This is a genomic window from Mesorhizobium sp. M7A.F.Ca.CA.002.15.2.1 (genome assembly GCF_003998715.1).
GTDB lineage: Bacteria > Pseudomonadota > Alphaproteobacteria > Rhizobiales > Rhizobiaceae > Mesorhizobium > Mesorhizobium ciceri.
In genome coordinates this window covers 1-10,657 of record NZ_RZPI01000119.1, presented here as the reverse complement: position 1 = coordinate 10,657, position 10,657 = coordinate 1, and the positions used below count along the sequence as shown (strand labels likewise).

Annotated in this window: 13 protein-coding genes; 10 read left to right on the top strand and 3 right to left on the bottom strand. The window is 63.2% G+C overall.

The features are described from left to right. On the top strand, positions 1–637 hold a 637-nt coding region (locus ENZ74_RS09835; RefSeq protein ID WP_164760987.1), incomplete at its 5' end, for an SOS response-associated peptidase. Between the two features lie 61 nt (positions 638–698). On the opposite strand, the gene ENZ74_RS09830 is transcribed toward ENZ74_RS09835, so the two are convergent. Then, a complete protein-coding gene (locus tag ENZ74_RS09830) occupies positions 699–854 on the bottom strand; it encodes a hypothetical protein (RefSeq protein WP_013532562.1) in 156 nt (51 codons plus the stop codon). A 390-nt stretch (positions 855–1,244) separates the two neighbouring features. On the opposite strand from ENZ74_RS09830, the gene cysS reads away from it, so the two are divergent. The 8 genes from cysS (at position 1,245) to ENZ74_RS09790 (ending at position 8,313) form a co-directional block, all read left to right on the top strand. After that, positions 1,245–2,681 carry a cysteine--tRNA ligase gene (gene cysS, locus ENZ74_RS09825; protein WP_013532561.1) on the top strand — a complete coding sequence of 479 codons (1,437 nt, stop codon included), beginning with the start codon at positions 1,245–1,247 and terminating at the stop codon, positions 2,679–2,681. Further along, entirely contained in the window at positions 2,678–3,064 is a 387-nt protein-coding gene (locus ENZ74_RS09820; RefSeq protein WP_013532560.1) for a VOC family protein, read from the top strand. The genes cysS and ENZ74_RS09820 overlap by 4 nt, the downstream gene beginning before the upstream one ends. Before the next feature lie 6 nt (positions 3,065–3,070). Further along, positions 3,071–3,562 carry a GFA family protein gene (locus tag ENZ74_RS09815; RefSeq protein ID WP_013532559.1) on the top strand — a complete coding sequence of 164 codons (492 nt, stop codon included), beginning with the start codon at positions 3,071–3,073 and terminating at the stop codon, positions 3,560–3,562. Continuing rightward, positions 3,559–4,035 carry a GFA family protein gene (locus tag ENZ74_RS09810; RefSeq protein ID WP_013532558.1) on the top strand — a complete coding sequence of 159 codons (477 nt, stop codon included), beginning with the start codon at positions 3,559–3,561 and terminating at the stop codon, positions 4,033–4,035. The genes ENZ74_RS09815 and ENZ74_RS09810 overlap by 4 nt, the downstream gene beginning before the upstream one ends. Beyond that, positions 4,032–4,988, top strand: a complete 957-nt coding sequence (gene pip, locus ENZ74_RS09805; protein ID WP_013532557.1) for a prolyl aminopeptidase — start codon at positions 4,032–4,034, stop codon at positions 4,986–4,988. The genes ENZ74_RS09810 and pip overlap by 4 nt, the downstream gene beginning before the upstream one ends. Then, positions 4,985–6,607 (top strand): citramalate synthase, encoded by a 1,623-nt coding sequence (gene cimA, locus ENZ74_RS09800; RefSeq protein WP_174299068.1) that lies wholly within the window; start codon positions 4,985–4,987, stop codon positions 6,605–6,607. The genes pip and cimA overlap by 4 nt, the downstream gene beginning before the upstream one ends. A gap of 83 nt (positions 6,608–6,690) precedes the next feature. After that, positions 6,691–7,617: an EamA family transporter RarD gene (gene rarD, locus ENZ74_RS09795; protein ID WP_013532555.1), complete on the top strand. Its 927-nt coding sequence runs from the start codon at positions 6,691–6,693 to the stop codon at positions 7,615–7,617. 9 nt (positions 7,618–7,626) lie between these two features. After that, positions 7,627–8,313 carry a glutathione S-transferase family protein gene (locus ENZ74_RS09790; RefSeq protein WP_127312751.1) on the top strand — a complete coding sequence of 229 codons (687 nt, stop codon included), beginning with the start codon at positions 7,627–7,629 and terminating at the stop codon, positions 8,311–8,313. Between the two features lie 16 nt (positions 8,314–8,329). Here ENZ74_RS09790 and ENZ74_RS09785 read toward each other — a convergent pair whose 3' ends face one another. Further along, positions 8,330–9,328, bottom strand: a complete 999-nt coding sequence (locus ENZ74_RS09785) for a transporter (RefSeq protein ID WP_063167702.1) — start codon at positions 9,326–9,328, stop codon at positions 8,330–8,332. A gap of 173 nt (positions 9,329–9,501) precedes the next feature. Further along, entirely contained in the window at positions 9,502–9,792 is a 291-nt protein-coding gene (locus tag ENZ74_RS09780; RefSeq protein WP_013532552.1) for a muconolactone Delta-isomerase family protein, read from the bottom strand. A 110-nt stretch (positions 9,793–9,902) separates the two neighbouring features. On the opposite strand from ENZ74_RS09780, the gene ENZ74_RS09775 reads away from it, so the two are divergent. After that, a partial coding sequence (locus ENZ74_RS09775; RefSeq protein WP_127312750.1) for a LysR substrate-binding domain-containing protein occupies positions 9,903–10,657 on the top strand: 755 nt, incomplete at its 3' end.

Sequence of the window (10,657 nt, the reverse complement as noted above, 5' to 3'; positions counted from 1 at the left end):
CGCCGGCCCTCCGCAGGCGCCGGGCTCCAATCTGCCGGACCGGCAGCCAATGCTGGTGCGCTGGGGGCTGATCCCGACCTGGGTGAAGGATACACGCGAGTTTCCGCTGCTGTTCAACGCGCGCTCCGAAGGGGCTGCCGAAAAGGCGTCGTTCAAGGCCGCCATGCGCCATCGCCGCGCTTTGGTGCCGGCGTCCGGCTTTTATGAATGGCGGCAAACCGGTGGCAAGAAGGGGCAGCCTTACTGGATACGCCCCAGGCATGGCGGGTTGGTTGCCTTCGCCGGGCTGATCGAGACCTATGCCGAGCCGGGCGGTTCGGAAATGGACACCGGCGCCATCCTGACCATCAACGCCAATGCCGACATCGCGCATATCCACGACCGCATGCCGGTGGTGATCGACCCCAGGGATTTCGCCCGTTGGCTGGATTGCCGCACGCTCGAACCGCGTGATGTCGCCGATCTGTTGCGGCCGGCTCAGCTCGATTTCTTCGAGGCAATTCCGGTCTCCGACCTCGTCAACAAGGTCGCCAACACCGGACCGGAGATTCAGGAGCGGGGCGAGATCGGGCCGGAGCCCGAGAAGGTCAAGCGCCAGAAGTCCGGCGCGGACGACAGTCAGATGACGTTGTTCTAGCAGAGGGCGCGCGCGTCGGCGCCTTCATTTCTGGCGCCATTGGCGCCGGCCGCCCACCCCTTCAGGCAGCGCGGGGCGAAACGATCTTCTGCGCCGGCTTTTTCTTCTTGGCGGTATGGAGAAGGGCGGCGACGATCGCGGCCGGGCCGATTGCGCGATAGTGGTTGGCCAGCGCCGGCTGCTTGGCGCGGTTGGCTTCCTGCTTGGTTCGGGGCATGTCTCTCTTCCCTGGTAACATTTTCGTGTCTGCGTTTGATGGCCGATTCTGACCAAATCGTGACGCCTGCTGATCTAGCCGGCGAATGTTTCATGACTGTGCCGACATGTTTAATAAAATGTTTCAGTGCATCATTACCTGTGACCCAGCGACGGTTTTGCCGAAACTTGCGACTTGACGGCAACACAAGCCAAGGCGATAAAGCCGCCCATGAAAACGTCTTTCGCCATTTGTGGCATTTGCATTATTGGCTAGCCTCGCGCTGGTCCGGACGTTTTCGCCTCATCTCTCCCCAGATTGGACAAACGCCCCGGCCAGCAGGCTGGAGCCTGATTTGCGTTCGCGCAGGGCTGGCTTCGTCGAATTGAGTTCTGAACCGGGAAGGCACGAATGTCCGACGCATCGCAGGGCCTGCGCCTCTACAACACGCTGACGCGGACGAAAGAGGATTTCGTCCCGATCGATCCGCTGAACGTGCGCATGTATGTCTGCGGCCCGACCGTCTACGACTTTGCTCATATCGGCAATGCCAGGCCGGTGATCGTCTTCGACGTGCTGTTCCGCTTGCTGCGCCATCTCTATGGGCAGACGCACGTCACCTATGTGCGCAACATCACCGACGTAGACGACAAGATCAATGCGCGCGCTTTGCGCGATTTCGGCGGCGAGATCGCTTCCGGCACGCTGTCGTTGAATGAGGCGATCAGGCGGGTCACCGAAAAGACCGCCGACCAGTTCCACAGCGACGTGGCGGTTCTCGGCTGCCTGGAGCCGACGGTCGAGCCGCGCGCCACCGAATTCGTCGAGCCCCGTGCCGACGGCAAGGTTGACATGATCACCTTGATTCAAAGCCTGATCGAACGCGGCCATGCCTATGTTGCTGCGGGCGAAGTCCTGTTCGACACGGCGTCGATGCCCGACTACGGCCAGCTGTCGAAGCGCAATCTCGACGAGCAGCAGGCCGGTGCTCGCGTCGCCGTCGACGCGCATAAGAAAAATCCCGGCGATTTTGTCCTCTGGAAGTTGTCGTCACCGGAGGAGCCGGGCTGGAATTCGCCATGGGGCAGGGGTCGGCCGGGCTGGCACATCGAGTGCTCGGCGATGTCGGCCGCCTATCTCGGCGAGGTCTTCGACATCCATGGCGGCGGCCTCGACCTGATCTTCCCGCACCATGAAAACGAGATCGCCCAGTCGCGTTGCGCCCATGGCACCGAAATGATGGCCAACATCTGGATGCACAACGGCTTCCTGCAGGTCGAAGGGCAGAAAATGTCGAAGAGCCTCGGCAACTTCTACTCGATCAACGAACTCCTGGAGACCGAGACCTTCGGCGGCCGCAAATGGCCGGGCGAGGTGCTGCGGCTGGCGATGCTGATGACGCATTATCGCGAGCCGATCGACTTTTCCGTGCGCAAGCTGGAAGAGGCCGAGAACACCCTGCGAAAATGGAAGCGGGGGGCCGACCTCGCGCCGACGGCGGCGGGACAGGTGCCCGTGGAGATCATTGACGCCTTGTCGGACGATCTCGCCACCTATGCCGCCTTCCAGGTCCTGACCCAGTTGGCCGGCGAGGCAATGGACGGCAACGATGCCGCTGCATCGCTGAAGGCGTCGCTGCTGTTCCTCGGCTTCGACGTCGCGTCGGCGAAGGTTGATGAAGGCCACGTCGGCAAGGCCATCGCCAAGCGTCTCGCGTTCATCGCCGCCAAGAGCTGGGCCGAAGCCGACCGCATCCGCGACGACCTGCTGGCCCAGGGGATACAGTTGAAGGACGGCAAGGATCCGGTCACAGGCGAACGCATCACCACCTGGGAGGTAAAAAGATGATCGATCATCTCGGCATCAACGTTGCCGATTTCGACGCTTCGAAGGCTTTCTATGACAAGGCGATGGCGCCGCTTGGTGCCGCGCTGTTGTATATGGTGCCGCTGGAGTACACCGGCGGTAAAAAGGTCGGTGGCTACGGTCGCGATCGGCCGGTATTCTGGCTGCAGGAAGGCAAGGATGGTCAGAAGGCCCATCAGCACGTCGCCTTCACCGCGCGCAGCCGCGCCGAGGTCGAAGCCTTCTATGCTGCGGCGCTTGCCGCCGGCGGCAAGGACAATGGCGGGCCGGGCCTGCGCCCGCACTATCACCCGGACTACTATGGCGCCTTCGTCCTCGATCCCGACGGCAACAACGTCGAGGCCGTCTGCCATGCGCCGGAGTGATCAGCGATGAGCCTCGACAACCGACCGATCTATACCGGCGGCTGCCAGTGCGGCGCGGTGCGCTTTCGCGTTGAAGGCGCTTTGGGCGACGCTTCGGTCTGCCATTGCCGCATGTGCCAGAAGGCGTTCGGCGCGTTCTACGCGCCGCTGGTTTCGGTGCGTGGCGCCAGGCTCGACTGGACGCGCGGCGAGCCGAAATACTTCCGTTCGTCCAACCATGTCGATCGCGGTTTTTGCGCCGATTGCGGCACGCCGCTGACCTTCACCGCGCCGGACGGGGTTGGCCTCGCCATCGGTGCGTTCGACAATCCAGCGGAGATCGTGCCGCTGATTCAATGGGGGATCGAGGCAAAGCTGCCCTATGTCGACTCGATCCCGCAACTGCCGGGCGAGGACACCATGGCCGACATGTCGTCGGCCTCCTATCTGGCCGATCTCGTTTCCTACCAGCACCCCGACCACGACACCGAACAATGGCCGCCAAAGGAAAGATCATGACCGATCAGGTAAGAACCGGCGGCTGCCAGTGTGGCGCCGTGCGCTTCCGCGTTCATGGAGCGCTCGGCCGTCCGTCCATCTGCCATTGCCGCATGTGCCAGAAGCAGTTCGGCTCGTTCTTCGGCGCGCTGGTCACGGTGCCCAGAGATGGCGTCGAATGGACCCATGAAGAGCCGAGTTACTTCCAGTCGTCGGTCAACATCGATCGTGGTTTCTGCGCCCGCTGCGGCACGCCGCTGACATATCGGCAGCCCGGCGGGCTGGAAATCGCGATCGGTGCCTTCGACGACCGTTCGGACCTGGCACCGCAGATCCAGGTCAACTATGCCGCGCGGTTGCCCTGGGTGGAGACGATCTTCGATCAGCCCGTCCACCAGGATCCTGATTATTACAACAGGCAGGAATCCATCATCTCCTTCCAGCACCCAGACCATGAAACGCCGGACTGGCCGACCAAAGGTTTACAACTATGAGCAGTCAATTGCGTACGCTTTATCCCGAGATCGAGGCGTTCGATTCCGGCATGCTCGATGTCGGCGACGGCCACCAGGTCTACTGGGAGCGTTCCGGCACTAAAGGCGCCAAGCCGGCGGTGTTCCTGCATGGCGGGCCGGGCGGCACCATTTCGCCAAAACACCGGCGGCTGTTCGACCCGAAGCTCTACGATGTCATCCTGTTCGACCAGCGTGGCTGCGGAAAATCGACGCCCAACGCCTCGCTCGAAGCCAATACGACATGGCACCTGGTCGCCGACATCGAACGGCTGCGCGAAATGGCCGGCTTCGACAAATGGCTGGTGTTCGGCGGCTCCTGGGGGTCGACGCTTGCGCTCGCCTACGCCGAGACCCACCCAGAACGCGTCAGCGAACTGGTGGTGCGCGGCATCTACACGCTGACGCGTGCGGAACTGGAATGGTACTATCAGTTCGGCGTCTCGGAAATGTTCCCGGACAAATGGGAGCGCTTCCTGGCGCCGATCCCGGAGGCCGAGCGCAGCGACATGATGGTCGCCTATCGCAAGCGGCTGGTCGGCACGGATCGAAAGGCGCAGATCGAGGCGGCCCGCGCCTGGAGCCTGTGGGAAGGCGAAACGATCACGCTGTTGCCGGAGCCTGAGACAAGCGGTCCGTTTGGGCAGGACGACTATGCCGTCGCGTTCGCCCGCATCGAGAACCACTATTTCGTCCATGCCGGCTGGCTGGAAGAGGGACAATTGCTGCGCGACGCGCACAGGCTGAGCGACATCCCCGGCACCATCGTCCATGGCCGCTACGACATGCCATGCCCGGCGCGCTATGCCTGGGCGCTGCACAAGGCCTGGCCAAAGGCGGATTTCCATCTGATCGAGGGCGCCGGCCATGCTTATTCGGAGCCGGGTATCCTCGACCGGCTGATCCGCGCGACGGACAAGTTTGCAGGCAAATGACCATGACCCGCGAGCGCCTCTATCTCTTCGACACCACATTGCGCGATGGCCAGCAGACGCCGGGCATCGACTTTTCCGTCGAGGACAAGATCGCCATCGCAAAACTGCTTGACGCTTTTGGCCTCGACTATGTCGAAGGCGGCTATCCCGGCGCCAACCCGACCGACACCGCCTTCTTCCAGGAGAAGCGCACGGAGCGCGCCAAATTCGTCGCCTTCGGCATGACCAAGCGGGCAGGGGTGTCGGCGTCCAACGATCCCGGCCTAGCGTCTCTTGTGCAATCGAAATCGGATGCCATCTGCTTCGTCGCCAAGAGCTGGGACTACCACGTCCGTGTCGCGCTCGGCTGCACCAATGAGGAGAACCTCGATGCCATCAAGGCCTCCGTCGAGGCGGCGATCGCCGCCGGCAAGGAGGCATTGGTCGACTGCGAGCATTTCTTCGATGGCTTCAAGGCCAATCCCGACTATGCGCTGGCCTGCGCCAGGACCGCCTATGATGCCGGGGCGCGTTGGGTGGTGCTGTGCGACACCAATGGCGGCACGCAGCCATCGGAAGTCCGCGCCATCGTCGAGAAGGTTATTTTATCAGGCATTTCAGGCGATCATCTCGGCATCCATGCCCATGACGACACCGGCCAGGCCGTGGCGAATTCCCTCGCCGCTGTCGAGGCTGGCGTGCGCCAGATCCAGGGCACGCTCAACGGCATCGGGGAGCGCTGCGGCAACGCCAATTTGATCTCGATCGTGCCAACGCTGGCGCTAAAGCCGGCCTTCGCCGATCGTTTCGAAACTGGCATTTCGGCTGAGGCGCTGACAGGCATTTCCAGGTTGTCGCGCGCATTCGACGAACTCCTGAACCGAGCGCCAGAGGCGCAAGCGCCCTATGTCGGCGCTTCCGCCTTCGCCACCAAGGCCGGCATTCATGCCTCCGCACTGGCCAAGGAGCCGGCGACCTACGAGCACGTCCCCCCCGAAACGGTCGGCAACCGCCGCCGTGTCATGGTCTCGGACCAGGGCGGCAAGGCCAATTTCCTCGCCGAGCTGAGGCGACGCGGCATTGAGGTGCCGAAGGACGATCACCGGCTCGACGCGCTGATATCCGTGGTCAAGGAGCGCGAGGCCGAGGGCTATGCCTATGAAGGCGCCGATGCCAGCTTCGAACTCCTCGCCCGCAAGATGCTGCACGGCCTGCCGGAATTCTTCAACGTCACCTCGTTCCGCTGTATGGTCGAGCGCCGCTTCGACGCCAACGGCCAGTTGAAGACGGTCTCCGAAGCGATCGTCAAGGTGGTGGTCGATGGCGAGGAGAAGATGTCGGTGGCCGAGGGGCATGGCCCGGTCAACGCACTCGACATCGCGCTGCGCAAGGACCTCGGCAAATTCCAGGGCGAGATCGCCGACATGGAGCTGGCCGACTTCAAGGTGCGTATCCTCAATGGCGGTACCGAGGCGATCACCCGCGTTCTGATCGAATCGCATGACGGCACCGGCGCGCGCTGGTGGACGGTCGGCGTTTCCGAGAACATCATCGACGCCTCGTTCCAGGCGCTGATGGATTCCATCGTCTACAAGCTGATGAAGAACCGCGAGATGGCCGGACTGGTGGCCGCCGAATAGGGTTGAACCATCAGCGAAAGTCCATTGATCCATCAGAACTTTGCGATGGTCTTGCCAAGGTGACTGGGCCATAGCGTTGGCCCATGGCCACTGAAGCAATTACCCTGGATGCAGAGTCCAAGGCCCGGCGCGGCTTTCTGCTGGCGCTCGGCGCCTATCTGCTATGGGGATTGCTGCCCTTCTACATGAAGGCGGTCGCTCATCTGCCGCTCGCGGAAGTCATTGCCCATCGCATCGTCTGGTCGGTGCCGATCGCCGCCGCCGTTCTGATCTGGGCCGGCCGCACGGCGGATTTCAAGGCGGCGCTTCGTTCGCCGCGCACCATCGCCATGGCCGCGCTGACGGCGGCGCTGATCTCGGTCAACTGGGGCATCTATGTCTGGGCGATCGCGGTCGACCGCACCGTCGAAACCGCGCTCGGCTACTACATCAATCCCCTGGTCAGCGTCGTTGTCGGCGCGCTGCTGCTCGGCGAGCGGCTCGACCGGCTGCAGATCGCGGCGGTGGTGCTGGCGGCCGTCGCCGTCGCCGTGCTGACCATCGAAGGCGGCAAGCTGCCCTGGGTGTCGTTGGCACTGGCGTTTTCCTTCGCCGCCTACGGCTTCTTCCGCAAGACGCTGCCGATCGGCCCGAGCCAGGGATTTTTGCTCGAAGTCCTTCTGCTGTCGGTGCCGGCACTTGGCTACATAGTCTATCTCATCGCGACCGGACAGGACCACATCGTATCCAGCAGTGGCACGGATACGGCGTTGCTGATCGGCTGCGGTCCAGTCACATCGGTGCCGTTGTTGCTGTTCGCCTTCGGCGCCAAGCTGCTGCGGCTGTCAACCATCGGCATCATGCAATATATCGCGCCGACCATGGTGTTCCTGATCGCCGTTCTGATCTTCGACGAGCCTTTCGGCACCATCCAGGCCATCGCCTTTGCGCTGATCTGGGCGGCTTTGGCAGTCTATTCCTGGTCGATGTTGACGACAGCGCGACGCGCCGCGCCGCAGCCCGCACGGTAAGGGGGTTCGATGTACCTGCTGCATATCGCCAACAAAAATTATTCCTCATGGTCGCTGCGGCCCTGGGTGCTGATGCGCGCGCTGGATATCCCATTCGAGGAACGGCTGACGCCATTCCCGACCGGATCGAGCTGGGATCTGTACCGTTCCTTCTCACCGAGCGGCCGCGTGCCGTGCCTGGTCGACGACGGCTGGGCGGTCTGGGATTCGCTGGCCATCGTCGAATATCTGGCCGAACGCCACCATGGCGTGTGGCCCGTCGAAGCCAAGGCGCGCGCCTGGGCGCGCTCGGCCGCCGCCGAGATGCATTCGACCTTCACCGCATTGCGCAGCGCCTGTCCGATGAGTTGCGGCGTGCGGGTAGAGCCGTTTCCGATGTCCGATGCGCTGAAGCAGGACCTCTTTCGCCTCGGCGACCTCTGGAATGATGGTCTTGCTCGTTTCGGCGGGCCATTTCTGGCGGGCGCTCATTTCACCGCAGTAGATGCTTTCTTTGCCCCGGTGGCGTTCCGCGCACAGTCTTATGGGCTCTCCTTCGAGGGTGCGGCTGCAGCGTATCCGGCGCAGTTGCTTGCTCTGCCGGCGATGCGCGAATGGCATGCGGCTGGGCTTGCCGAGACCTGGCGCGAGCCCGATCACGAAGCGGAAGTGGCCGCCGCCGGCACCATCATCGAGGATCTTCGCGCCACTGCGTGAAAGCTGCCGGCGGGTGCTACATCTGTCCGAGCCGCCTGACAAAGAGATAGGTCGCGCCCGCGATCACCATCGACACAGCCGTCACCACCCAAAAGCCCATTGGCGTGTCGACCAGCGGCAGGCCCCCAACGTTCATGCCGAACAGGCCTGAGATGATGGTCATCGGCAACAGCACCGCCGTCATCACCGACAGGACGTACAGCAGCCGGTTCGACTGCGTCGTCAGCTTTGCCATAAGCTCGTCCTGCAATAGCCGGGCGCGCGCCTGCAATTGCTCGCCGTCATAGTGCAGCGTCTGCGCCCGGTGTGAAAGGCGCGCGGCCATGTCGTTGATGCTGTCTGGCAGGTCGTTGCGGTGCGAATGATCAAGGTGACGGAACAGATTGGTCAGCGTCGCCATCTGCCTGTGGATCACCACCAGATGCCGGCGCGCGTCGACCAGGGATTGCCGTTCATTGTGCCATGCGTCGCAGACGATACGGTCTTCGATGCCGTCGAGACTGTCGCCGAGTGCCGCAAGTTCCGCCACCATGCCATCGAACGACTGGCCGACGACAGCCTCGATCAACTCGGCTGGCGAGCGGAACTTGCGCGATCCATTCTCGATCGCCTTGCGGATGTTGTCGACCGACTGCAGCGGTTGCTTGCGGGCGCCGACCAGCATCGTGTCATTGAGCGCGAAGCGGAAATGGCCAAGCCCGCCCGCTTCCGCCGAATAGTCATGGCGCAGGTCCGGCAGATCGCCATAGAGCCAGTCGTCCTCGAGGTCGATGTGGCAGCCATGGCTGGCGGACAGGAAAGCTTCACGCGCCGGTGCCGGCAAAACCCGATCGGCGCCGATTTCGTGACGGGCCCGCATGTCGGAAAGCTGGTAGCTGCGCCATGTCCAGTGCGCGGCGGCGGCGTCCCTGGTTCGCACGCCCTCAGCGGTGAAGTGATAGATGAAGAACAGTCCGTGCTCGTCGGGCAGGTAGGGCGAGAGATCGGTGCCTTCCGGGGCGAGAGTGATGTCCATGGGCGGTGCCAGATGCATGTTCCGAAGATGGCGCCGCACGGCGGCTGCCTGATACTGATTCCTAGCACGCGCGAAGCCGGTTTCGTGTGACGGTTTCTTGACAGCCGATCACAGTCTGTCGATCCCCGTGTCAATCCGGGGGTGACGCCTTCGTCACCCCCGGATGTGCCCTGTCAGTGCTTCGGGCCGAAGCCGGGGTAGGGCTTGAGGGGCACGATTGCGGCAATGTCCATCATGCCGGCCTTGACCAACGGCAAGGTGGCGAGGTGGCCGCGAACCTCAGCATCATCAGCAGCCTCGAGCATCATGCCGCTGCCCGGGATGTCGCCTCGGTTCCACACCTGACGTACCGCCCCTTCGGCGTAGAGCGTGCGCCGCTGTTCGGCTTCGCCGGGCAGAAGTGGAGCGAAATCGGCATCGGTAAATTTTTCGGTGTTGCGAGCGAGAAGGGCAAAGAACTGCATGGCGGTCTCCTTTGGTTGGGATGGCCGATTATCGCTTTTGGCTGGTCAGACAGTCCAAGACTGATTAGGATAAAGTTGAGACCCAAAGGGACTTGAGCCTTGGAGGAGAAATGTTCGACCTGCGCCAGCTCCGCTATTTCGTCACGGTCGCCGAAACCGGAAATGTCGGGCGCGCAGCCGAAATGCTGCATATTTCCCAATCGCCACTCAGCCGGCAGATCATCCAGCTCGAGGAGCAGTTGGGTGTTTCCCTCTTTGAGAGGTCGAAGCAGCGGGTCCATCTCAACGCCGAGGGCCGCGCCTTCCTCACCGAGGCCCGCGCGCTGCTGTCCAATGCGCGACGTGTGGAGGAGTTCGGCCGCAACCTGGCCAGCGGCGCCGTCGGCCGGCTCGCCATCGGCTATGTCGAAGGGGCCGTTCATGCCGGGCTTGTCGCCGGGATGCTGCGCCAGTTCCGTCGCGACCGGCCGGATTTCCACCTGCAGCTGAGAAGCCTGCGCTCGGCGGCGCAGTTGGAAGGGCTACGGCAGCGGTCGCTGGATCTGGGCTTTGTCTACTCGCCGCCACCCGATGATGATCCGGATGTCGCCGCCATGGCGCTGCGGCATGAGCCGCTGGTGCTGGCGATCCCCGAAGATGACCCACTCGTTGAAGTGCCAGAGATCGGGCCTCACCATCTTGACGGTCGCACCTGGATCACCGTCGTGCGCCAGCCGGACGACACCAATCGCGGCCAGTTCCTTGCCGCCTGCGCCAAAGCCGGCTTTTTGCCCGACATCGCCTATGAGACGGCGGACCCGCTGACCTCGCTCGGCCTTGTCAGCGCGGGTCTCGGCTTGGCGACGGTGCAAGCCAGCCTGCGTGC

Coding starts and splice junctions, on each gene's coding strand:
- ENZ74_RS09785 (WP_063167702.1), bottom strand. CDS start 9,328: ATGGACATCACTCTCGCCCCGGAAGGCACCGATCTCTCGCCCTACCTG.
- ENZ74_RS09830 (WP_013532562.1), bottom strand. CDS start 854: ATGCCCCGAACCAAGCAGGAAGCCAACCGCGCCAAGCAGCCGGCGCTG.
- ENZ74_RS09815 (WP_013532559.1), top strand. CDS start 3,071: ATGAGCCTCGACAACCGACCGATCTATACCGGCGGCTGCCAGTGCGGC.
- cysS (WP_013532561.1), top strand. CDS start 1,245: ATGTCCGACGCATCGCAGGGCCTGCGCCTCTACAACACGCTGACGCGG.
- cimA (WP_174299068.1), top strand. CDS start 4,985: ATGACCATGACCCGCGAGCGCCTCTATCTCTTCGACACCACATTGCGC.
- pip (WP_013532557.1), top strand. CDS start 4,032: ATGAGCAGTCAATTGCGTACGCTTTATCCCGAGATCGAGGCGTTCGAT.
- ENZ74_RS09780 (WP_013532552.1), bottom strand. CDS start 9,792: ATGCAGTTCTTTGCCCTTCTCGCTCGCAACACCGAAAAATTTACCGAT.
- rarD (WP_013532555.1), top strand. CDS start 6,691: ATGGCCACTGAAGCAATTACCCTGGATGCAGAGTCCAAGGCCCGGCGC.
- ENZ74_RS09810 (WP_013532558.1), top strand. CDS start 3,559: ATGACCGATCAGGTAAGAACCGGCGGCTGCCAGTGTGGCGCCGTGCGC.
- ENZ74_RS09790 (WP_127312751.1), top strand. CDS start 7,627: ATGTACCTGCTGCATATCGCCAACAAAAATTATTCCTCATGGTCGCTG.
- ENZ74_RS09820 (WP_013532560.1), top strand. CDS start 2,678: ATGATCGATCATCTCGGCATCAACGTTGCCGATTTCGACGCTTCGAAG.